The 23619-nt window shown below is 57.4% G+C and carries 18 protein-coding genes; 8 read left to right on the top strand and 10 right to left on the bottom strand.

The features are described from left to right. Window positions 1-128 precede the first annotated feature (128 nt). Window positions 129-2660 carry an ATP-dependent helicase HrpB gene (gene hrpB / locus ABDX87_RS10545; RefSeq protein WP_346832814.1) on the top strand — a complete coding sequence of 844 codons (2532 nt, stop codon included), beginning with the start codon at window positions 129-131 and terminating at the stop codon, window positions 2658-2660. Window positions 2661-2799: 139 nt separating this feature from the next. On the opposite strand, the gene ABDX87_RS10540 is transcribed toward hrpB, so the two are convergent. Both ABDX87_RS10540 and ABDX87_RS10535 read right to left on the bottom strand, forming a co-directional pair. Further along, the gene (locus tag ABDX87_RS10540) at window positions 2800-3891 is read right to left on the bottom strand and encodes an endonuclease/exonuclease/phosphatase family protein (protein WP_346832813.1); all 1092 of its coding nucleotides are present in this window, start codon (window positions 3889-3891) and stop codon (window positions 2800-2802) included. A 9-nt stretch (window positions 3892-3900) separates the two neighbouring features. Then, entirely contained in the window at window positions 3901-4560 is a 660-nt protein-coding gene (locus tag ABDX87_RS10535) for a YciC family protein (protein WP_346832812.1), read from the bottom strand. 192 nt (window positions 4561-4752) lie between these two features. Between ABDX87_RS10535 and ABDX87_RS10530 the strand changes: the two genes are divergently transcribed. From ABDX87_RS10530 to ABDX87_RS10510, 5 genes are all read left to right on the top strand, one after another. Next, complete coding sequence (locus tag ABDX87_RS10530) at window positions 4753-5559, top strand: DUF2076 domain-containing protein (RefSeq protein WP_346832811.1); 807 nt, start codon at window positions 4753-4755, stop codon at window positions 5557-5559. Window positions 5560-5982: 423 nt separating this feature from the next. After that, complete coding sequence (locus tag ABDX87_RS10525) at window positions 5983-6462, top strand: NYN domain-containing protein (RefSeq protein WP_346832810.1); 480 nt, start codon at window positions 5983-5985, stop codon at window positions 6460-6462. A gap of 192 nt (window positions 6463-6654) precedes the next feature. Then, window positions 6655-7269, top strand: a complete 615-nt coding sequence (locus ABDX87_RS10520; protein WP_346832809.1) for a 3'-5' exonuclease — start codon at window positions 6655-6657, stop codon at window positions 7267-7269. Between the two features lie 123 nt (window positions 7270-7392). Then, window positions 7393-8292: a drug/metabolite exporter YedA gene (yedA, locus tag ABDX87_RS10515; RefSeq protein ID WP_346832808.1), complete on the top strand. Its 900-nt coding sequence runs from the start codon at window positions 7393-7395 to the stop codon at window positions 8290-8292. A gap of 47 nt (window positions 8293-8339) precedes the next feature. Next, entirely contained in the window at window positions 8340-9677 is a 1338-nt protein-coding gene (locus tag ABDX87_RS10510; protein WP_346832807.1) for a DEAD/DEAH box helicase, read from the top strand. Window positions 9678-9841: 164 nt separating this feature from the next. Here the strand turns inward: ABDX87_RS10510 and ABDX87_RS10505 are convergent, their stop codons facing one another. From ABDX87_RS10505 to gmd, 3 genes are all read right to left on the bottom strand, one after another. Then, a complete protein-coding gene (locus tag ABDX87_RS10505) occupies window positions 9842-10963 on the bottom strand; it encodes a glycosyltransferase family 4 protein (RefSeq protein ID WP_346832806.1) in 1122 nt (373 codons plus the stop codon). 133 nt (window positions 10964-11096) lie between these two features. Next, window positions 11097-11993, bottom strand: coding sequence for a GDP-mannose 4,6-dehydratase (locus tag ABDX87_RS10500; RefSeq protein ID WP_346832805.1), 897 nt, complete (start codon window positions 11991-11993; stop codon window positions 11097-11099). Next, window positions 11993-13024: a GDP-mannose 4,6-dehydratase gene (gene gmd / locus ABDX87_RS10495; protein ID WP_346832804.1), complete on the bottom strand. Its 1032-nt coding sequence runs from the start codon at window positions 13022-13024 to the stop codon at window positions 11993-11995. Before gmd ends, ABDX87_RS10500 begins: the two co-directional genes overlap by 1 nt. A gap of 357 nt (window positions 13025-13381) precedes the next feature. Between gmd and ABDX87_RS10490 the strand changes: the two genes are divergently transcribed. Together ABDX87_RS10490 and ABDX87_RS10485 are read left to right on the top strand one after the other, a co-directional pair. Then, on the top strand, window positions 13382-14218 hold the full coding sequence (locus tag ABDX87_RS10490; RefSeq protein WP_346832803.1) for a class I SAM-dependent methyltransferase: 837 nt from the start codon (window positions 13382-13384) through the stop codon (window positions 14216-14218). 117 nt (window positions 14219-14335) lie between these two features. Continuing rightward, the gene (locus ABDX87_RS10485) at window positions 14336-15391 is read left to right on the top strand and encodes an acyltransferase (RefSeq protein ID WP_346832802.1); all 1056 of its coding nucleotides are present in this window, start codon (window positions 14336-14338) and stop codon (window positions 15389-15391) included. Between the two features lie 37 nt (window positions 15392-15428). Here the strand turns inward: ABDX87_RS10485 and ABDX87_RS10480 are convergent, their stop codons facing one another. The 5 genes from ABDX87_RS10480 to ABDX87_RS10460 all read right to left on the bottom strand — a co-directional run bounded on the left by ABDX87_RS10480 (window position 15429) and on the right by ABDX87_RS10460 (window position 23559). Then, entirely contained in the window at window positions 15429-15791 is a 363-nt protein-coding gene (locus tag ABDX87_RS10480; protein WP_346833489.1) for a GtrA family protein, read from the bottom strand. A gap of 31 nt (window positions 15792-15822) precedes the next feature. Further along, window positions 15823-16770 carry a glycosyltransferase family 2 protein gene (locus ABDX87_RS10475; RefSeq protein ID WP_346832801.1) on the bottom strand — a complete coding sequence of 316 codons (948 nt, stop codon included), beginning with the start codon at window positions 16768-16770 and terminating at the stop codon, window positions 15823-15825. An 11-nt stretch (window positions 16771-16781) separates the two neighbouring features. Beyond that, window positions 16782-18452 (bottom strand): DUF6311 domain-containing protein, encoded by a 1671-nt coding sequence (locus ABDX87_RS10470; RefSeq protein WP_346832800.1) that lies wholly within the window; start codon window positions 18450-18452, stop codon window positions 16782-16784. After that, window positions 18449-22069, bottom strand: coding sequence for a glycosyltransferase (locus tag ABDX87_RS10465; protein WP_346833488.1), 3621 nt, complete (start codon window positions 22067-22069; stop codon window positions 18449-18451). Before ABDX87_RS10465 ends, ABDX87_RS10470 begins: the two co-directional genes overlap by 4 nt. Before the next feature lie 122 nt (window positions 22070-22191). Further along, a complete protein-coding gene (locus ABDX87_RS10460) occupies window positions 22192-23559 on the bottom strand; it encodes a class I SAM-dependent methyltransferase (protein WP_346832799.1) in 1368 nt (455 codons plus the stop codon). Window positions 23560-23619: the final 60 nt, after the last annotated feature.

Here is a 23619-nt window from a genome sequence, read left to right as displayed (position 1 = left end):
AGGAAGTCGTAACTATACAAGGCAAATGCCTAATCAATAAGACTATCCAACCCAGGAGACGGTTCTGTGTCCGGGTAAACAATCCGGGACGTGCGTCCGTATAATCGCGGTCTGTTTCGGGAGCCCTCATGATTTCTCTGCCCATTGATTCCGTCCTGCCTGCGTTGCACCAGGCCCTTGCCGACCGTGACGAAGCTGTCCTCGAAGCGCCGCCCGGCGCGGGCAAGACCACGCGCGTGCCGTTGGCGCTGTTGAACGAAGCGTGGCTGGCGGGACACACCATTCTCATGCTCGAACCTCGGCGGCTTGCGGCGCGTGCGGCGGCGGAGCGGCTGGCGTCAGAGTTGGGCGAGAAGGTCGGTGAAACCGTGGGTTACCGGATTCGCCTCGACAGCAAGGTCGGGCCCAACACCCGCATCGAAGTCGTGACCGAAGGCATTCTGACGCGCCGCCTGCAGGAAGACCCGTCGCTGGAAGGCGTCGGGTTGCTCATTTTCGATGAATTTCACGAACGCAGTCTGGACGCGGACCTGGCACTGGCCTTGAGTCTCAATGGCCGTGCGCTGTTCAGGGATGAGCAGCCGCTGAAAATTCTGCTGATGTCCGCGACGCTGGAGGGCGAACGGCTGTCGAGCCTGCTCGACGATGCGCCGGTGGTCAGCAGCGAAGGGAGGATGTTTCCGGTAACGATGCAGTGGGGCCGTCCCTTCCAGCCTGGCGAGTTCATCGAAGCGCGCGTGGTGCAAACGGTGCTTGATGCGCTGGGCAATGAATCCGGCAGTGTGCTGGTGTTCCTGCCGGGGCAGGCGGAGATTCGCCGGGTCAATCAGCAATTGGCCGACGCGCTGGGCGAGCGTAGCGATGTCATGCTCTGCCCGCTGCATGGCGAGCTGGACCTGAGCGCGCAGCGCGCGGCGATCGAACCGGCGCCCAGCGGCAAACGCAAGGTGGTGCTGGCGACCAACATCGCCGAAACCAGTTTAACCATCGACGGCGTGCGCGTCGTGATCGATGCCGGCCTGGCGCGTGTGCCGCGTTTCGATCCGGGCAGTGGCATGACGCGACTCGACACGCAACGCATCTCCAAGGCCAGCGCGACTCAACGGGCAGGCCGTGCAGGTCGTCTTGAGCCGGGCGTGTGTTATCGACTGTGGTCTGAAGCGCAGCATGAACAGCTGGCGGCCTACGGTGCGGCGGAAATCCTCCAGGCCGACCTCGCGGGACTGGCGCTGCAACTGGCGCGCTGGGGCGTTGAGCCTGCGCAACTGGTCTGGCTGGACGTGCCGCCGGCAGCGGCGTATGCGCAGGCGCAGGATCTACTCGGTCGCCTCGGCGCCCTCAGCCGCAAGCCGGGTGAAGACTGGAAACTCACGTCCCACGGCCAGTCGATGGCAGAAGTGCCTGCTCATCCCCGCATCGGGCATTTGTTGCTTCGCGGGCAGGAACTGGGCCTCGGGCCGTTGGCGTGCGACGTCGCCGCGTTACTGGGTGAGCGCGACATCCTGCGTGGCGCGGGTGCCGATCTGCACAGCCGCCTGACGCTGCTTGCCGGGACAGAACGGGCGGCCCGAGGTGCGCAAGGTGGCGTGCAGCGGGCGAAACAGCTGTCGAGGCAGTATCGCGGTTACCTCAGAGGTGCCCCGAAAACGCCCGTCACCGATCCCGATCATCCTCGCTGGCTCGGCGCCTTGCTGGCGCTGGCGTACCCCGACCGGGTGGCGCAACAGCGTCGGGCAGGCGGCGCCGAATATCGCCTGGCCAACGGGCGGGCGGCGTTGTTCTCGGAGCCCGATGCGTTGATGAAAGAGCCTTGGCTGGTGATTGCGGACCTGGGCAGCCGTCAGGGGCAGAAAGAAGAGCGTATTTACCTGGCGGCCGAGTTCGATCCTGCGCTGTTCGATTCAGTGCTGTCTGAGCAGGTCACTTCGTTTGATCAGCTGGATTGGGACGAGCGCGAAGGTGTGTTCCGCGCCGAGCGGCAGCGCAAGGCGGGCGAGTTGATCATCAGTCGTGAGCCGCTGACCGGCCTGGACGATTCTGCCAGAGGTCAGGCGCTGCTGGCGCTGGTACGGCGCAAAGGGCTGGAGCTTCTGCCATGGACGCCAGAGTTGCGTCAGTGGCAGGCAAGGGTAGGGCTGCTGCGTCACCTGGACTTGGAAAAGCAGGGCAGCAGCGAATGGCCGGACGTCAGCAACGATGCTCTGCTTGAGAGGCTCGAGCATTGGTTGCTGCCGTATCTGGGGAAGGTCACGCGGCTAAGTCATTTCGGCAATCTGGACCTGTCATCGATCCTGCATAACCTGTTGCCCTGGCCGTTGCCGCAACGTCTTGACGAACAGGCCCCGCATCATTTGAGCGTACCGTCTGGCTCGTCAGTGCGTCTGGACTACAGCGAATACCCGCCGATCCTGGCGGTCAGGTTGCAGGAGCTGTTCGGCCTGTCCGACACCCCGCGCATCGCCAACGGCCGACAGATCGTCAAACTGCACCTGCTGTCTCCCGCACGGCGCCCGGTGCAGGTGACGCAGGATCTGGCCAACTTCTGGCGCAGCACCTATGCCGAGGTCAAGAAAGACCTTAAAGGGCGTTATCCAAAGCATTACTGGCCTGATGATCCGCTGATTGCCGAGCCGACCGCGCGCGTGAAACCGAGGAAGTGATACACGACCGTCAGCCCTGCGGGATCAGACTGTAGGAGCGAATTCATTCGCAATGAGGGCGCACAGGCGATACATCACTATCGTCCAGACGTTTTTTCGCGAATGAATTCGCTCCCACAGGGGATTGGCTTCACTGAGCTTATTGACCAGCCGGCAGAAGGAACCGTGCGATCACCGGCAGGTGATCGGAAATCAGCAAGGTGTCTGCCTGACGAACCTGTGCATCCACGCGCTTGAGCGTCGGGCTGTAGAAGAGGTAATCCTGCGTGCGATCAGGCCCGCTTACCCGTGGGTCGTTGGGGAAACGGGTGTACCACTCGCGGGGTTCGTCTCCGTTGACGTCTTCATTGCTCGGGATCATCGGGTATTTGTCCCACAGGGCGTGCAGCTCGCTGTCGGGCGCGTAATGCTCGCGCTGCCCGGCCGGCAGACGTTGATACTGACCTTGGGGCAGCAGGTTGAAGTCGCCGCCGCTGATCCATGGCGTACCTGCCTGTTCGAACGCATTCAGCAACTGAGTCGTGGCAGCGACCTGACGCTGCACAGTGTCGTCGCCTGGCTTGAACTCACCCAAATGGGTATTCACCACTGCCAGATGCTGGCCATTGTTCATTGGCAGGTAACTCACCAGCAGCGCGCGTTTGGGGTCGAACTGTCGCCCGATCAGGTTGCCGTCCGGCGAAGGCAGTTGCAGGCGTTCGGCCTTGTCCATTTGATAGCGGCTCAACGTGGCCAGCTTGGTGCCGACGCTGCCGTAAATGTGGCTGTCGGGCACGAAATCGGATTTCCAGTAGAACGCCTCGGTGCTGCACGGGTAAAGGTCTGTCACCCGTTCTTGCAGCAGCGCCAGTTGGTTCACGTAGTCGGTGTTCTTGGCGCCGTCATCCACTTCCTGCAACAGCACGATGTCCGGCTGTTCGTCACGAAGCACCCGCGCGACTTCGTCGAGGTTGTAGGCGATGTCTTCCGGCGTCGGGCGTTCGTCCGGGCCGCTGCCGTCCGCCATGTCGTACCAGAACACGTAGCGTTTGCCCGCCAGGTACTGGATGTTCCAGGTCATCACCTTGAGCGCCTGTCCGGGTACCAGCGTCGGCGGTGCCACGTCTTTTGCATTGCAACTGACAGGCATGCGCTCGTGCCGGGCGGGATGCCAGGTCACTTCGTAGATCAAGCCGCCCATGAACACCGCAAACAGGGCAAGGAAGAGGGCAGCGCGCAGTAACCGGGACATCGGCGTTCCTCAGGCCGGCTGCGCGGGCTCGTCGATCAGCATGAACAGCCGGAACATCACCACGCTGATGAACAGCTGCAGGAAGCTGGAAACGCTGTCGACGATCAGCGACAGCAGCGGGCTTCGCTGATCGGGCAGTACGTAGAAGCTCAACCCTTCTAGCACCGACAGCGGAATGTAGACGAACAGCACACAGACCAGAATCCGCACCACGTGGCCCTTGCTCATCTTGAAGCTTTCACGCATCGCCTCCAGCGGACCGAGGCCGCGCAGCACCAGCAGGTATTCGGAGAACACCAGCTTGATCATCACCCAGACGCCCGGAACGATGAACAGCGACAGGCCCGCCATGATCAGCAGGGTGCTCAAGGCTGTCAGCACGGCGAAGGTGGGCCACATGCGCAGCGTCGCCGCCAGCAGGTTGCGTTTGGCAGGTTCTTCGCCCCGGCTTTTCGCGTCCAGAAACAGAATCAGCGCGCCGGTGTACAGCGGGTAGAACAGCAGGCCGATCAGCAATTGCCAGCTCGCCGATCCATCGCCCACCGCGCTGCCCAGCACCTGTTTGCTCAGTGCCTCAAGGATCACCAGCGGCAGGCACAACGTCAGAATGCTGGCGAAATTACGCCGGAAGAAGTACAGCGAGTCTTGAACGATGGTCAGAGGATTCATGAAAGCTTCACAGGGAAAAAGCAGGCCGACACTTTAACGTAGAGCCGGTGAGCGGGCCAACGTGACACACGCCTTCAAGGGTTCTTAACTTTTTTTACATCCTATTGAAACGCCCTTGAAACGCCCCATTACTGTTTATGTCTGACACTGTGGTCAGTCACAGAATTCCTACGGCAATCTAACGAGGTCGCCATGAACAGCGAAGAGCAAACCCTGATCGACGGCTTGTTTACCAAACTCAAGCAAGCAGAAACCGATTCGGCCCCCCGAGACGCCCAGGCCGAGGCGCTGATCAAGGAGCACCTGACCCGGCAGCCTACCGCACCTTATTACATGGCGCAGGCGATCCTGGTTCAGGAAGTTGCGCTCAAACAGATGGAAGCGCAAAACCGTCAACGCGACGAGCAAATCCAGCAATTGCAGGCCGAACTCCAGCGTGCCAGGGCGCAGACACCACCGCCTGCTCAAAGCAGCGGCGGGTTTCTGTCGAGCATCTTCGGCGGCGGTTCCCGCGAGCCACAGGCGCAACAGCCAGCGTCATCGTTCTCCCGTCCGTCCAGCCCGCAGCCGTCTGCAGGCGGTTGGCGTGACAGTGGTCCTGCCAGCCCTCCGCCGTATAACGCGCCTGCGCAGGGCAACTACGCCCAGCCGCAACAACAGGCTCCTGCTGCGCCAATCGGCAGCGGTTTTCTGGGCGGCGCGCTGAAAACCGCAGCCGGCGTGGCCGGTGGTGTGATGCTGGCTGAAGGCATCAGCAGCCTGTTTCACCACAACAGCCAGCCTCAGGAAATTGTCGAGATCATCGAGCAGCCACCTGCACAGCCTGCGGCCGAGAGCGATTTCGGCAATGGCAACAGCGGCGGTTGGGGTGACGATCAGCAACGCGTGACCAGCAACGATGGCTGGGGCAATGACGCGGGCAGCTTTGCGGACACCGATTACGGTAACGACGACAGCGGCGGCCTGTTTGGCGGCGATGACGACGATTCTTACGTCTGACTAATGATCCAAACCGCATGCGGTCTGCCTGACCGTACGCGGACCACGGTTTGATCGTTCCCGCGCTCCGCGTGGGAACGGCTTGCCGGACGCTCCGCGTCCATCTTGGGTGACGGGAACCGTCACAGGATGCGTTACCACGCAGAGCGTGGGAAAGATCAATGCGGTCTGCCTGACCGTACGCGGACCACTGTGGGAGCGAATTCATTCGCGAAAAATATTTCAGGCGCCGCAGTTGTGTTGCCGGGCCTGGCGTATCGCGAATGAATTCGCTCCCACAGGTTTTGGTTCGCAGCTCAATTCTGCGTTGATGTGTACTCCCCGTTTAATACTGAAGTCTTCAATCCCCTCCTCAAACTGGCATACTGAGCGCCGGTCCGGCTGTCGGACCATCGTCGCTTGTCAGCGCATCGAGGAGATCGGGTGAGAAGAATCGCGGTGTTTGCCGACGTACAGAACCTGTATTACACCGTGCGTCAGGCTCATGGTTGCCACTTCAACTATGCCGCACTGTGGGCGGACATCAGCCAGCGCGGCCAAATCGTCGAGGCTTATGCGTACGCCATCGACCGTGGCGACAGCAAGCAGCAGCAATTCCAGCAGATCCTTCGCAATCTCGGCTTCACCGTCAAACTCAAACCCTACATCCAGCGCAGCGATGGTTCAGCCAAAGGCGACTGGGACGTGGGGATCACCATCGACATCATGGACGTCGCGCCGACCGTCGACGAGGTCGTGCTGGCCTCCGGCGACGGGGATTTCGACCTGTTGCTCGAGCGCATCATCAGTAGGCATGGCGTCGAAGCCGTGGCCTACGGCGTGCCGGGCCTGACCGCCAATTCCCTGATCCGCGCGGCCAGTCGGTATGTGCCGATCGAGGGCGGGTTGCTGCTCAAAAGCTGAACATCGAACTGTAGGAGCGAGGCTTGTCCCGCGATCGGCTGCGCAGCAGCCGTAAGGCCGGTACAGCTGGTGTATCAGGCATAACGAGTTTTCAGGTTTTGCTGCCGGTGCCCGGCAGATCGTCCGGATGCGGCCCAGAGACAAGCCACGCTCCTACAGTCTGTGGATCAACACATATTTAAGGTTGTAAAAATGCTTGAACGCATCGCCGTCATCGACTTTGAAACCACGGGCATCTCCCCAAGCAGCAGTTGCCGGGCGACCGAGATTGCCGTGGTGATCATGGAGCAGGGCGTTATCGTCGAGCGTTATCAGAGCCTGATGAATGCCGGCGTGCGTATCCCGTCGTTCATCGAGTCCCTGACCGGTATCACCAACGGCATGCTGCGCACGGCACCACCGGCCGAGCGCGTCATGAATGAAGTCGCCGAATTCGTCGGCTTGACGCCTTTGGTCGCGCACAACGCCTCGTTCGACCAGAAGTTCTGGGATTTCGAACTCTCATGCATCAAACGCAATCGCGAGCAAAGCTTTGCCTGCTCGATGCTGCTGGCTCGACGCTTGATGCCCGGCGCACCAAACCACAAGCTCGGCACGCTGACGAGCTGGGCTGGCCTGCCGCACACCGGCAAAGCTCACCGGGCCATGGCCGATGCCGAGATGGCCGCCAACCTGACAGCGCACTTGAGTCATGAGCTGCGCAACACCCACGGCATCGCCGGTGTTTCCCATCAGCTGCTGTGCACGCTGCAAAAAGTCCCGGCGAAGAAAATGGCCGAAGCGATCATCAAGCATCGCGGACGCTGACTCACACGCTGCAACTATTTGTAAAAGTGTACGGGTCGAATAAACCTCAGTTGTTACTGACATTGTCCGGGCCAACATTTTTAGAATCATTTCAATAATAAATTCCTAGCCCTCGAGCCCTTCATGCCTGCTTCCCGCCGTTTTCCCTTGCTGCTCATTGGCGCCTTTTTCGCGCTTTACGTGATCTGGGGTTCGACGTACCTGGCCATTCGTATCGGTATCGAAACCTGGCCACCACTGATGATGGCCGGTGTTCGCTTCACCATTGCCGGGTCGATCCTGTTCGCGTTCATGCGTTTTCGCGGTGCGCCGATGCCGACCTGGAAGCAATGGAAGGCCGCGGGAATGATCGGCTTTCTGTTGCTGGCCTGCGGTAACGGCGCCGTGACCCTGGCCGAACATGCCGGTGTGGCCTCCGGTGTCGCGGCCTTGGCGGTGGCCGTGGTGCCGTTGTTCACATTGCTGTTTGGCCTGATCTGGGGTCATCGCAACACACGGCTGGAATGGGCGGGGATCGTGCTGGGTCTGATCGGTATCGCGCTGCTCAACCTGGGATCGAACCTGCAAGCCAGCCCGATGGGCGCTGCTTTGGTGATCTTCGCCGCCGCCACGTGGTCGTTCGGGTCGGTGTGGAGTCGCTATCTGCCCTTGCCCGCCGGGCCGATGGCCAGCGCCTGCGAGATGTTGGTCGCCGGGGCCATGATGCTGATCGGCAGCTACGTCAGCGGTGAGCGCATGACCCAATCGCCCGGTACATCCGGCTGGCTGGTGATGGCGTATCTCGTGGTGTTCGGCTCCATCGTCGCGTTCAGCTCTTATATGTACTTGCTGAAAAACGTGCGGCCCGCTGCGGCCACCAGTTACGCCTACGTCAACCCTGCGGTGGCCGTTCTGTTGGGCATGCTGTTCGCCGACGAGCACATCGGCCCGGCCGAGGCGGCGGCGATGGCGGTGATCATCAGCGCCGTGGTGTTGATCGGGTTGCCACAGTGGCGCAAGCAGAACCCGGTGCAAACCGGGTAAACTGCGCGCCATTGCGCAACGCACGACCTTTTTTCAACGGTATACACATGACATTCGCCTCTCTTGGCCTGATCGAACCCTTGCTGCGCGCGCTTGACGCGCTCGGCTACCAGACGCCCACCCCCGTTCAGGCCAAGGCGATTCCGCCTGTGCTGGAAGGCCGCGACCTCATGGCCGCCGCGCAGACCGGCACCGGCAAGACCGCAGGTTTCGCGTTGCCGCTGCTGCAACGCCTGACCATGGAAGGCCCGAAAGTGGCCGCCAACTCGGTGCGTGCGCTGGTGCTGGTGCCGACCCGCGAGCTGGCCGAGCAGGTTCACGAAGCGATCCGCCAGTACGCCGAACACCTGCCGCTGACGACCTACGCGGTCTACGGCGGCGTGAGCATCAACCCGCAAATGATGAAACTGCGCCGTGGCGTCGACGTGCTGGTGGCAACCCCGGGACGTCTGCTCGACCTCTATCGCCAGAACGCGGTGAAGTTCTCCCAGGTTCAGACCCTGATCCTCGACGAAGCGGACCGCATGCTCGACCTCGGTTTTTCCGAAGAGCTGCGCGACATTTATGCTGCGCTGCCAAAGCGCCGTCAGACCCTGCTGTTCTCCGCAACCTTCTCCGACTCGATCCGCGCGTTGGCCGGGCAAATGCTCGACAATCCGCTGAGCATCGAAGTCAGCCCGCGCAACGTCGCGGCGTCCTCGGTCAAGCAGTGGGTCGTGACCGTCGACAAGAAGCGCAAAAGCGAGCTGTTCATTCACTTGCTGAAAAAACAGCGCTGGAGCCAGGTGCTGGTCTTCGCCAAGACCCGCGTTGGCGTCGATCAACTCGTCGAACGCCTGCAAGGCCTGAGCATCAATGCCGACGGCATCCACGGCGACAAACCGCAAGCGACGCGCCAGCGTGCACTCGACAGGTTCAAGGCCGGAGAAGTGCAGATACTGGTGGCCACCGACGTGGCCGCTCGCGGTCTGGACATCGACGACCTGCCGACCGTGGTCAACCTCGACCTGCCGATCGTCGCCGAAGACTACGTCCACCGTATTGGCCGCACCGGCCGTGCGGGTCAGACCGGCGAAGCGATTTCACTGGTGTGCGCCGATGAAGTCGAACTGCTCAGCGCCATTGAAGTGCTGACCCGGCAGACGCTGCAACGCCGCGAAGAGCCCGACTTCATTCCCGAGCACCGCGTACCGGCGACCGACGCAACCGGCCAGATCCTCAAGAAACCGAAAAAGCCGAAGAAACCGAAAGTCAGCGGCGGTGGCGGTAAACGCAACCTGGGCAAATGGGTCGACAGTGGCGAAGTGGCAGCTGAAGCACCAGCAGCGAAGCCTGTCAGGAAGGTGCCGGTATTCAATACCGGGCCGAGGAAGCGGAAGCCTTGACGGCTATCTGGATAGGTACAAACCTGTGGGAGCGAATTCATTCGCGATGCGGTAGGTCAGCCGATGAACATTCATCGTTTGCTCCGCCATCCTGAGAATGAATCGGGTCCCACAGTTTAAAGCTGTGCACCCACTGCCATAAGCCTCGGGTGTGGTGAGTCGTTTCAATGCTTACTCAGGATGTCCTGATAAAGCGCTGCGTAGGACGCGACCATCTTCTCGGCGGTGAACACCTCTTCATAGCGCTGCGCGGCTTTCATCCCCATTTGGGCAGCGAGCGCTCTGTCATTCCACAGCGTCGTCATCGCTGCCGCCAGGGACGTCGAGTCCCGGGGCGGCACGACCAGCCCGGTTTCATTCGCGATATTGATGAACGTCGTACCGCTGCCGATCTCGCAGGAGATCATCGGCTTGCCGTACATCGCGCCCTCAAGAAGTGAAATACCGAACGACTCCGAACGTAAGTGAGAGGGGAACACGAACGCCTCGCACAAGGTGAGCAGTGCGTTCTTGTCCTCATCCGGCAGGCCGCCCAGGAAGGTGACATTCGTCAGTCCCAGCGTTCGGGCTTTCGCCTTGAGCGCCGCTTCTTCGTAGCCTCCACCCATGATGACGACCGGCAGACCGGTCTGGTGGGCAGCCTCCAACAGGAAGTCGAGGCCTTTGTAGTAGCGAAGGGCGCCGACAAACAGGAAAAACCGCTCACCTAACTGCTGTTCCCAGTGCGCCAGCCGCGACGCGGAGGGAGCAGGGTAGGTCGCTCGATCCAGGCCGTAAGGAATGATCTCGACCTTGTCCTTGAAGCGAGTCAGCACTTCGCTGCTGGAGGCGTAATTGGGTGATGACGCCACGATACGGTCCACACTACCAAGGAACCGATTCATCAGCGGGGTGTACAACTTGAGCAGTGTTTTCTGTTTGACGATGTCCGAGTGGTAACTAACAAGCGATGGTTTCTTCAGTCGGGTCGCAAAATGCGCCACATCCATGTATGGCCACGGAAAGTGGTAATGCACGATGTCCGCTTCTGCAGCCAACTCCTTGAAATCACGAATGCCGGACAGTGAAAGCCCGGTAGACGCAATGTACAGGTCCTGCTTTGAGCGGTGGATGACGTGATTGCCGACGGTTTCGTTACGCGCCGAGCCGTTCGCGCTCAGGTACAGCACGTGAGGCTCAATGTCATGCGCCACGCTGCCTTGGGACAGCTGGAAGATGACCTGCTCGATGCCGCCACCGGGCGTTTCCGGAAAGTAGGTTTTGAAAAAGTGAAGAACTTTGGTCATCAGGATTCTCTGACGAAACGATACGTCCGCTGTTCTCGCGTAAAGCGCCAGACGCATCGAGCAGCAATTTGAGGTGCAGCAGGTAAAAGAAAGCCCGAAGCGTTTTGCAACGCTCCGGGCTCATCTTGCGAGATCACGCTTCAGCCAGCATCCAGCTGAGCGTTTCACTCAGTTCCGGCGTTTGCCAACCTGGGACCAGCGACTTCAGTCGACTGTTGTCGCCGCACAAGGTCTTCACCTCGTTAGCCCGGACGAACGCAGGATTCACCTCGACCGTCAAGTCGTGGCCAGTGATGCTACGGCACATGTCGATGACTTCGCGCAGTGAATGGGTCTTGCCCGAACTCACGTTGACGAACTGACCAAACGGCTTGGCCTCCAGCAGGCCTCGATACGCAGCTACCAGTGACCGGACATCGCTGAAATCGCGCCATACATCCAGGTTGCCCAGCTCGATCTTGTCCGCCTTCTCACGGAAGTGTTTGACGATCTTCGGAAGGAGGAAGTTATCCGCTTGCCCCACGCCCGTGTAATTGAAAGGGCGGGTGACGATGATCGGCAGCCTGCCGAACCACAAGCTTGCCATGTATTCCATGGCCAGCTTGCTCACCGCGTAGTCGTTGGCAGGCGCTGGCAAGGTGCTCTCATCGAGCAACCCCTCCGAGGCATTCCCATAGACGTTCGCACTGCTCGCCAGCAAGACGCTCTCAGGCGCCTTGCCGCAGCTTGCGATGGCCTCCAGCAGGTTGCGCGTGCCAATCAGGTTGACCTGATAGAACGCTTCCGCAGCCCCATGCCCGACAAACGCCAGTGCGGCAAGATGAACAACGATATCCGGCTGAATGTCTGCCAGTAGCTTGCTCAGACCCACCAGGTCGGTGAGGTCCGCTTGATGATAATTAGCTTCGTCGGACGGTTGGCTACCCAGACCCACCACTTCACAGCCTTGGGCTGCGAGCTCGGCGGCCATGTAACGCCCCGTGAAACCTTGAATACCCGTTATCAGTGCGCGCTTACCGGCAATACTCATCAGAACGAAAATCCTTTTTCATTCCGACGCAGGTCGGCTTCAACCATCATGCGGCACAGCTCTTCCAGATTCGTCTTCGGCTCCCAGCCCAGAACCTCTTTGGCTTTCACTGGATTACCGATAAGCAACTCGACTTCAGCTGGACGGTAGAACTTCGGATTCACAACAACCAGAACCTTGCCAGTGGCAGCGCAAGTGCCTTTTTCTTCTTCCGCTTCGCCGCTCCAGTTGATGGTGATATCAACGGCCTTGAATGCCATGGTAACGAAGTCACGGACGGTTTCAGTGCGGTTGGTCGCCAGCACGAAAGTGTCTGGTTCATCAGCCTGCAGCATGCGCCACATGCCTTCGACGTACTCTTTGGCGAAGCCCCAATCACGCTTGGCGTCCATGTTGCCCAACTCAAGGGTGTCTTGCAGACCCAGCTTGATCTTGGCAACGGTGTCGGTGATCTTGCGAGTCACGAACTCACGGCCGCGCAGTGGCGACTCGTGGTTGAACAGGATGCCGCTGGTCGCGAAGATCCCGTAAGACTCGCGATAGTTGATGGTCATCCAGTGTGCGTACAGCTTGGCGACGCCATAAGGGCTGCGAGGGTAGAACGGGGTGGTTTCAACCTGCGGAATTTCCTGAACCTTACCGAACATCTCGGAGGTCGACGCTTGATAGAAGCGGGCCTTCGGGTTAACGATACGGATGGCTTCCAGCAGGTTCACAGCACCCAGGCCGGTGATCTCCGCGGTGGTCAGAGGCTGATCGAAGGAAACACCTACGAAGCTCTGAGCCGCCAGGTTGTAAACCTCGGTCGCTTCAGTGGTCTGCAGCAGACGGATGCTGGCCGACAGGTCAGTCAGGTCGTACTCGACCAGATGCAAATTAGGGTTGTTCTGGATACCCAGTTCTTCGATCCGCCAGAAATTGACAGAACTGGTACGACGATAGGTGCCGTAGACGGTGTAGCCCTTGGCAAGCAGCAGTTCAGCCAGGTAGGCGCCGTCTTGACCAGTGATGCCGGTAACGATTGCTTTCATGCGAATCCTTTGAACTCCGTTTAGTGCCGTTACAGCACGTGTTGGGTGAAAACGTCTGTAGATAAGCCGCAATGGTACAACGGCGGGGTGTGGCCGTACAAAGCTTCTGGACGCATTTCAGGTGGGTGAATCCGACAAACCGGTGCGCAATGCAGCGATTGCATGGGACTAGGTGACATCTATGGGGTCAAGCGAACTATTGACGTCCTCCCCTGCTATCTCTGACTAGATTTGGATAAGCAAAATGCTTGCATGCGTTTTTCATCAATCCGCTTGATTAACGTTCTAGGTCTATAGCCACGGCTTCGGCGAGATGATAGAAATGTCGAAATTTTTCCTACAAGAAGAGTCAGTGCTATGGATAGTTGGGCTACGCGTCAGGGGTTGGTGGGTGATCTTTACAAGCTTTTTAAGAACAAAAAGTCCGACTCGGAAATCGCAGAAATAGTGTCCAGCTTTTCCTTCCTCGATCGCGACATTGATCTCTTGACTGTTCTGCTTCTATCCAAGGAAGGATTTGACAGCGTTAGCCAGGGTACAATGGATACCCACCTTTACCTGATGCACAACGCCCGGCTCAAAATGGTGAAGCATCTCCTCCCACCCGGAGACATCATTCTTGATCTCGGTGGGGCGAATGCGCCTCTTCACCACATGGGTTACAGGCACGATTACTCAAAAATTGTTCTGATCGATTTACCCACTGAGGAGCGTCACAAGGATTTTCAGGTTGTCCTTCAGGACACTGGCGGGAAAGTCGTGCTGAGATATGAGGACATGACTGACCTGAAAGGTATTAAGTCGGCGAGTGTTGACTTGGTCTGGTCGGGTCAGAGCATTGAGCATGTCACTCCTGTTCAAGGCCAAAGCATGTGTCGAGAAGCCTTCCGAGTCCTCAAGTCAGGCGGCCGTTTCTGTCTGGACACACCAAATGGGCACATCAGCAGCATCCATGCTGCGACAGTAGGCAACACGTTCATCCACCCGGACCACAAGATTGAATACACACCTGACCAATTGAGAGGGCTATTGGTGGAGACCGGATTCCATATCGCCGAAGAGTGGGGGATCTGTGAGATGCCGATGACGAAAAAGACGGGAGTGTTTTCCTATGATGATTTTCTCCTGGGTGGTGCGATTACGAAAAACATAAACGATGCCTATATCCAGTTTTTCAATTGCATTAAGCCCTGACGATTTAACTTTCTACGCCAAGGTACAGGCCAGCAATAAAGCACCTAGATTTCGCAACAAAGCACTTCGTTGCGGTTTTTTTATTTAACAGCTCAATAAGATAAAAGTTACATAAAAATGACAATCAGTAAAGACACCAACCCAACAACCAGCCCGTACTCTAGTGTGAGAGACCCCTCTCTGGATTTCATCAGGCTGGTTGCAATACTGATGGTGATTTCAATACATGTGTCTGCCAAAGGGTTTGCGTCAATGACGAACCACTGGTGGGCTGTGAATTTCTACGAGAGCCTATCTCGGTTCTCCGTACCCTTGTTCTTGATGGTGACAGGGGCGTTGCTGCTGGGTAAAGAAACGACCGCCCGCAAGACCGGTAACCGGTTGTGGCGAGTAGGTTTGCCCTTGATTGTGTGGTCCGTTGCTTATCTTTACTGGTTCAGGTACACCGGAACTGAGTTTCCGCATTGGACGAAGTCCATTCTTCGGGCTCCGGTCGTTCCGCATTTCTGGTACCTATATACATTGTTAGGTGCTTACCTGTTTCTGCCCGTAATGATTGGCTTCTGCAAAATTACAGACAAGGGGTCAAAGGTGCTAACCATTACCGCATGGTTCGTTGGCTCGAGCGTGGTTCCGACTGTTTACGCCCTCACGGGAAAAGAGTATCTCGGTCTGAACTGGGGGTTTATGCCACTGTACGCCGGATATCTGGTAATGGGCTGGTTTGCTTATCGCTGGACGCGGTTTGGCGCTGCTAGAGTTCTGCTGGCGTCGTTTGTATGGGCCTTGTCGGCCGCGTTGATTGCAATTCTAACTTGGAAGCACTCGATAAAAGTCGGTGCCGCCAACGAAGCGTTTTATGCCTACACCTCGCCCTTCGTGATCACAGGCGCTGTGTCGGCTTTCTATGTATTGCGCGCCACGGCCATTGCATTTGCGGCGTCAAAGTGGTTTCCGTCCCGTATGCTCCGGAAATTGGGCGAGGTGAATTTCGGCGTCTACCTTATCCATGTGATGGTAATGTTCTGGTGGGATTTGAGAGGTTTCGACTTCCAGTTCATAAATCCCTGGATGGCGATTCCCGTCGTAGTGTTGATGACATTCCTGCTGAGCGCAGCGGTTATTTTCGCTATCCAGCGATTGCCCTTCGGAAAACTGATCGCGCCGAATTGATCGGAGAGTATGCTGGCAGTTGTCTGCCAGCATTGGCTCATTCAGGTTTTGCAGACGAGAACGCCCAGAATTTCAAGGCCAGAAAGCTGATGGCTGGCACCAGAATAATCACGCCGATGAGGCTGATCCGGTAGTCGATACCAAAGTGCTCACCGAGCCCGCTGATCAGAAGCGTACCCGCCAGCGACACCAGCGAGACAGACAGAAACCTGAGGTATCCGCCAAAACTGAGCGTGCTCTTGAAGGTAATCTGGCTGTTCAGGCAGTAGGAAAAGATATTCGCAAAAAAGAACGCCACCGCGTTGGCTATCACGGGCCTGAACGCCATGTGCTCGACGAGCCCGATGACGACAGAGGCGTGAAGGGCTGTATTGAGCACCCCGATAACGGCGAACTGCATCACCTGCATGTATCGGGAAGAGATATACAGCTTAGCCACGCCCAATGACCTCACGGACAATGTAGACCGGACGACGTTTCGTCTCGACGAAAATCCGGCCCAGGTACTCTCCCAGCACACCTATGCCGATCAACTGGATGCCACCCACAAAAAGAATGGCGATCATCAGTGACGCATAGCCAGGCGTGTCAATTCCGAAAACAACGGTTTTAAGAATCAGGTAAAGCGCATACAGGAAAGACAGCAGCGAGATGGCGCCGCCTAGATAGGACCATATCCTTAGTGGTGCCGAACTAAAGCTGGTGATCCCTTCCAGAGCGAAGTTCCAGAGCTTCCAGGTATTGAAACTGGTCACTCCACTTAATCGAGGCTCGACCTTATATTCAACCGTGGTGGTTTTGAAGCCGACCCAAGCAAAAAGGCCTTTCATGAATCTGCGGTTTTCCGGCAATGCCTTGAGCGCATTTACTACTTTGCGATCCATCAGACGGTAATCCCCGACGTCTGCCGGAATATCGATGTCGGAAATGTAGTTGTGCAGTTTGTAAAAGGAGTTCGCCGAGAACTTCTGGATGGCCCGATCGGTGTCCCGGTCAACTCGCTTGGCGAGCACGACTTCGAAACCTGCTTCCCACTGCGCCAGCATTTCCAGGATAAGCTCGGGTGGATGCTGCAGGTCCGAATCAATCGGGATTACGACATCGCCCGTGGCGTAATCCAGGCCCGCAGACAGCGCCGCCTCTTTGCCGAAGTTTCGCGAAAGGTCGACGATGGTCAGGAACGGATACCGGGGTCGAACGTTGACCAACTCGGACAGTGTGTTGTCTTTACTGCCATCGTTAATGGCTATCACTTCAAGGTCATAGCGGTCAGCGACTTCGGCGTGCACGCTGGACAGTCTTGCGAAAAAAGCTTCTACGCCTAATTCTTCGTTATAAAACGGAGAGATGACGCTGATGGTTTTTTTGGTAGTGCTCATAGCTGCTCCGATCATTGGCGTGAGAGATGACAGACGAATGCGAAGTCGACATCACTGCATTGGGCGGTGTCAGTAGTCGGCATCAATCGCTTCACGCTGGGAATATCGCTGAACTCGGTTTTCACGAAAACGAAGACTGACGAAGCCGGGTCTGCCCCTGCGATTTCAGTTGTCAGGCTGTGTTCGTCACAAGGCGGCTGGTGGCGCGCAATGTACCCTGTATTCATTTTGATGTGATGCATGGCCGCGTACTTCATCACGGGCATCAGCGTGGTCAGGCTGTCAAACTTGCCGCACCGGAATTTGGGATAGAAATACAGTTTGTTCACACCATTACCGGTCTGGGCATCCCAGGCACTGCTCGTCAGCAGCGGTGTATAGGGACGGTTGAGGCCGGCCTTGAAATTGGCGCGCTGCATTTTCAGGTCACCCACCTGAATGCACAACAGCACCAGCATCACCGGGATCAGGACTTTCCCCGGGAAGCGTCGATAGAGTGTCAGCAGGGAAAAAATCAGCAGCGTGTAACCCACCGGCCAGAAGAAGCGGCCCGAAGCCCGGAACTGGGAAGTCAGGGTTGTCATGAAATCCGGGTAGCTGATCACAGCGATCTGACGAGTGCCCATATAAATGGAGTTCGACAGTGCATAGCAGGTGAACAACGCCAGGAAAATAGCCAGATAGCGGTGACGCTTCAGTGTGCCCCAACCGTCTTGGCGCAAGTGGTAGATCGCGTAAACAAGGCTGATGATCACGCCCAGCCCGAGGTAGTTGAAGCCCTCATACTGTCCGGGCATTGCTGCGTCGGGAATCGTGACATACGTACCCCCGGTGATGGGCGCCAACAGGTTCATGGAGTAGTAGCCGAAGCCCCACTCCGTCGAAACCTGACCCATCGGCATTGGCAGCAAGAGCACAAAAATGCTCAGCGCCAAGGCAATGAACGGAATCGAGGCACGCCCGATGGCCCGCAGATTGAGGCCTTTGAGGCCTTTGAGGGATGTAAGCACCGCGCACAGGTAGATCACCAGTGCCATCACAAACAGATAGATGTTGACGTAGAAACCGGTTACCAGAAGCAGGCACCAGCCCACAGTTGCGACCCGACCCAGCCGGTAGCTCCTGATGTATAGCGCCATGGCCATCAGCAGTATCCAGTGTGACATCAGCGAGATGTGCCCCAGTCTGCCGAGCAGCGCAGGGAAGCACACCATCAACACAGTGCCGCAAATGAGTGTCGACCATGACCGCACGTTCAACTCACGCAGCACCCACCAGCCCGCCACGGCTTGCAGGACGAACGTCAGCGCTACCCAGAAACCGAAGGGGTTAAAGGGCGCGGTGTCTGCAGGAAGCACGAGCTTCAACAGCAGCGAATAGATCGGGATGATGTCGACGAACGTCGCCCGCGTCCCTGCCGGGTAGTTGAAGCCGTCAAATGCCAGCAACGGAAACTTCAACGGAGAATGGAAATAGGCATTGAAGCCAGCGATGTACTGAGTGACGTCGTCCGTCTCGGTCAGCCAATATGACGACGTACCTGCAATGAATCCTGCCGGGAAGTAGCGATAGATAAACACCGCAGCAATCAACATGGCCAGGAAAAGTCCCACCGGGCCGGTAGACGATTGCCAGCGGGATTGGGCGCCGTGGGGCGCCCGGATGAGTGGAGAAAATTTCACGAAATAACCTCAAGCAGGCGAGCGACGCTCTGTTCCCAGGTAAGCCAGTTGATGCCGGATGATTTTGGATGCTGATCGTCTGCGTGAAGCTTCAACCATTCTTCCACGCTCGCCTGCAACGCTTCTGGGGCATCGCCTCTAAAATAGAAGGCGTAGTCGCCCGCGACCTCGCGGAAAATCGGAAGATCGCGCGCGATGATCGGCAGGCTTTTTTGCGCAGCCTCGATAATCGGCAGGCCAAACCCTTCACCCTCGCTGGCGAATATCAGGCACGAAGCGCAGGTGTATATCTCCTGAAGAGTCGCATCATTGACACCTGACAGCCATTGCAGGCGCTCGCCACGTTCGGGGTGAGCATTGAGCGAATCTACTATTTCAGGCAGGTTACGGCGTGACTCCGCTTCCACGCCGGTCCAGCCTTCCTTGCCGACGATCACCAGATTGACGTCGACGCCCGACCGCCACAGCGCCGTGAACGCCTTCAATACCTGCAAGTGGCCTTTCCGGGGTTCGATCGTGCCCACCATCAGGAACGTCGGTCGGCCAGCGAGCTTGTCGATGACCGAAGTGTCGACGGCTTCTGCCTGTGCCTGATCAATATGGGTACTCGTCAAGTCTGCACCCAGGTGGAACCAGTCGATTGTGAACGTCTTTCGTTTAATGGCCTGAGTCTGCGACCAGGCTGCGTATTCCTCCGCCACTGATTTTGAAATGCAGACCACCCCGTTAAGTTTGGAGGTGACCTGTAACCAGCGGTGAGAGGGCAGTTCGGCCTGTGGCGGGAAGTGCTGTGGTAGCAGCACTGGCAAAAGATCAAAAATAGTGGCGTACAGCTTTACGCCGTTATCCATCAGGTGCGTGAGATACCCCGATTCATAGGCATTCACCAGGTCGTGAGACCAGTCCAGCGTGATCACTCGATCACCTTTCTGGGGAATGACGACCTGATCGGACATCAGCCCGGACGGGCCGCCTATGCATTCCAGCGTGAACCGCGTCGCGGTTTTGTAGCCCCATACATCATTGGTCTTGCACAGATAAACGGGTTCGATGCGAAGCGCCGGGCTGGTTTTCTTGAGCAACGTCATCATGACGGCCATCGCCACCCGCTCGATGCCGGTGCGCAGGGTCGTGACGTGGGTCGCGGTGATATCCAGATAAATCGTGCTGAAGGACCGCTGCGGCGGGAAGTTTTGCGACAGCGAGTCGGCCAGTCTCACTGCATGGTTTGCCAGATAAGCAGGGCTGGAGTTATCGAATACGCGGCTTAGCAAAGCATCCAGACCATAGCGGTTGTTGCGGTACTGTTGCTCGATCGCAGTGAAGTACAACGCGGCACAGTTCTCGGGTGAGTGTTTCGTCCGGATCGTCTGAGCGCCGTGGGCGCCTAACTTTAGGCGCAGGTCGGCATCCGTCCACAGCAATTCCAGCGCATCCTTCAGGGCGCTGTTCCCGAAAACGTCAGGCAGCATGATGGTCGCATTCGGGTCCAGCTCCGCGAACGAGCCGTTGGCATTGGCGATAACCGCCGCGCCGTGGTTCATGCAGTCAAGCACGGCCGCCGACGTTTCACCGCGAGAGTTGCTGCGCAACTGGACCGCGACATCGGTGGCTTTCAGGTAGTTGCTGTACGTCTCGACGTCCGCCCACCCGGTGATTTTGATGTTTTCGGGGAACGGCGCTCGCGCCATGATCCCCTTGAGCTGATCAAGATAGGGCTGGTGATTGATGTCGCCCACGAACACCAGCTTGCAGTTGGGATTCTTGGAGAGGGATGAATCGACCCACGCTTCCAGCAAGGCATGATTCATCTTGGTCGGGTCGAGGAAGCCGAAGCTGCAGATCAGAAAGTCGTCCGGCTTCAGCCCAACCACTTCCTTAGAGAGACCACGATCTGCGGCAGGCGAGGGCTGACGCAGAAGAGGAATGACCTCGCACTTAGCGGCCAGACGGTCACCGTACCAATAGCGAGTCAGCTCTTTTGAATAGTTGGAGTGGAGAATGACACCTTGGGCCTGCTGGAATATTTCCAGGTTCACGGGGTATTTGAGCCGGAGTTCATCTGGCGTCAAGACTTTGAATTTCTCGATCAGGGCGCTGTAACCATGCGAGAAATACAATGCTTCGTCCCAGGCATCCACCGAGATATGCACGTCCTGCAAGTAGGACTTCAGGCCACTCAGGAAGAAGTCATGGAGCACTACGACGCCTGGCACCAGCCTCATTAGTTCCATCATGTGATGGTGGAAAATCGAATTCCCCATCTGATAAACCACACGGTCCATTGCGCCGGAATTATCCAGCAACCACTGCGGGTCTCGAATCGAGCAGTTCGCCTTCGCCCACTCGTCGGTCACATCGTTCTGATAGACCACCAGTTCGATGTCATAGAGCTTGTGCAATTCCGGCAGCAGCTCGGATGCATAGCCGGCGATGCCGGTGCGCTCTGGCGGTAGAGGAGAGACGAACGCCAGGCGCTTTCGATGCGTGGATGTCGTTCGTGGCGCTTCAGGCACACGTGTGCTCATGAAGCGCTCGAAAGCGCTGATCGCCGTCTGTGCGCAATGGTCCCAGGTGAACAATTTGGACTGCTCAAGACCGTGGGCGATCAGCGTGTTTCGGAACGCTTCATCTTCGAGGGCCTGAAGCAATTTAGTGCTGATCGACCTGACGTCGTATGGGTCGAACAGCGCGTCGTCCCAACCCAGCACCTCCGGGATGCTCGACGCGCGTGAGCCAATGGCCGCCGCGCCACATGCCATGGCTTCCAGCGGTGGCAAACCGAAACCTTCGTGCCACGAAGGAAATACGAAGACTCGACACAGGTTGTACAGCGTCACCAGTTGTTTTTCGTCGACATACCCCAGGAACTTGAGGTCTTCGGCCTCTAATCCAAGCGCTTCGCCTTCCGCGATCAGATCGTTGCAATGTTCGTTAGGGATCTTTCCAGCGAAGACCAGCTGATGTTGTGCTCTGACCGCATCCGGTAATAACGCAAACGCCTCGACCAGCCTTGGTAGATTTTTTCGCTCGTCCGAACCGCCGGTATAAAAAATGAAAGGTTTGTTGATACCCATGGCCTGAAGGAAAACAGCGGCATCTGTCGGCGAGATCGTCAGCTTCTGGAAGTTATCGTCAATGGCTGTGGAAATGTTGACTGAGCGAGATTCGTCAACGGACAGATATTCAACCCCTTCAGCCCGAGAGAACTCGGAGATAGACAGAACCAGTGACGCTCTTTGCAGTTCGTCGACTTTGCCGAGGTAGTGCTGTTTATAGCTGGGACTGGAGTTCAGATACTGGGCTGGATTCAGTAACGGAATGAGGTCGTAATGCGACACGCTGACGGGAGTCTTGGTGTCGAAGCGGGCAATACTGGTGACGGCGTCATCCAGATAACCTTCGATCACGGAACTGATATGAACGATGTCCGGGTTCAAGCTGGCGATGAAACCTTCGCGAATCAGCTCGGCAGCTTTTCTGCGCTCGAGATTCGAAGGGTCGATTTCGGCGACCGGCCCCGGCGCGTACCAGACATGAATGTTTTCAGCCGGAAGCAGACCGTCGAACGCTGTTCTGACCGACTCGATGGTGTCGGACAGAATGCCGTTCAACACCAGATGAACGTCATGTTCCCCACGGTTGCGTACCACTGCCAGGGCCAGAGACAGACTATAGCGTCCGATGCCACGGTACCGGCTTTCCGTCTGGGCGCCCTGAAGGTCAATTACAATACGCATTATTTGTTCCTGTCCCGAATCTTTTCCGCGAGTTTGAGTTTTGCCAGCACGTTTCGGCCATGAGGTGACAAGTTGTCCATGCCGATGTTGACGGTGTGACCAACGGCGGGCCGAAAAATCTGGATATCCTTGCGGATGTACTTGGTTCGGAGAATTTCATAAGCGCCCAGTTTTTTGAGGGCGAAAACACCAGCTTTCTTGAGCGGCTTGATAGGCGCCAGTTTCCGGATCGTGAAAAACACCACTTTCCGGGCCATCAACTTGGACCGGGTCTTGACGCCATCCTTTTTCAGAAGCTTCCCTTGCAGCAGCACATACCTGACCGACGATACGATCGGAGACGGGATGATGACGCTTAGCGCGTGAAGCCGGCTTCTGGCAATTCCGAGTTGAGACGTCAACACGCCCAGATAGGCGCCGTGCTCGGCCAGCACGACCTCCCCTTCATGAATCTTTTCTTTCTGAGCCAGCAGTTGGTCTGAAAACCTGGCGTTTTCGTCGCGCAGAATCCGGTTTTCGAGTTCCAGGCTTCTGATTTGAATCGTGAGGTTCTGTTGCAGGGCCGCAACATTTTTTTCCAGCGCCCGGACCATATCCACGGCATTCACCGCCGTGTTTTCTACACGGGATACTCTTTCCTCGTACCCTTGAGCAAGCTCTGCCAGGGTGACGCCGAATGGTGTCGCAAACAATGCGTCCAAGTCGGGACCTTCGCCCTCGGCATGGACGGTTTGAGCCACGATCGAGTAGTCAGGACTGACGCCGCTCAGCACGTCCATCAGCGTGACCTGTTCGATGTCCTCCAGAGGGGCGGGCTCCTGGAGCCGAAGCACGGTGGCCCGGGCATAACCATAGTGCTCCGGCAAAAACTGGAGCAGTGGCGGAGGCAAAGGATTAACGTGCGTCGGGTCCATGTAGAAACTGGAGGTACCCACTAGAAGGTTTTCAGGATTAGGTGTTTCCAGTATCAGAAGGCCACCCGGAACGAGTACACGCTTAGCCTCCTGCACAAGCACCTGTAGCTGATCAAATGGAATATGCTCAGCGAGGTGAAAGCCACTGACAACCATCTGGCTGCCAGCCGGAAGCTGCTTCAGGTAGCTGATTGCATCGTTTTTCGTAACACTCAAGCCGCGAGCTGTGCAGGCCGACAGCATGGCCTCATTCAGGTCAACACCGTGGCAACGCACCTGCATCGAGGTCAATAGCTCAAGCCATTCTCCTCGACCGCAACCGAGGTCGGTGATTTCCAGATCCCAGTGCGCTCTTAGCTTCTCTATGAACGGCTTATAGGCATTGAGGCGACTTAATATCAACTCTCGGGAGCCACGGTGCTTGTCTTCAAACGATCGGTAAAATTCACTCACGGGCGCATCCTGATTCTGAATCGGTCCAGCAATTATTCGAATATTGGCAGGGTAATGTTC

The sequence above is a fragment of the Pseudomonas abietaniphila genome (assembly GCF_039697315.1).
GTDB classification, from domain to species: Bacteria; Pseudomonadota; Gammaproteobacteria; order Pseudomonadales; family Pseudomonadaceae; genus Aquipseudomonas; species Aquipseudomonas abietaniphila_B.
The sequence above is the reverse complement of the archived record's forward strand: the minus strand, read 5'-3'. Positions and strand labels throughout refer to the sequence as shown.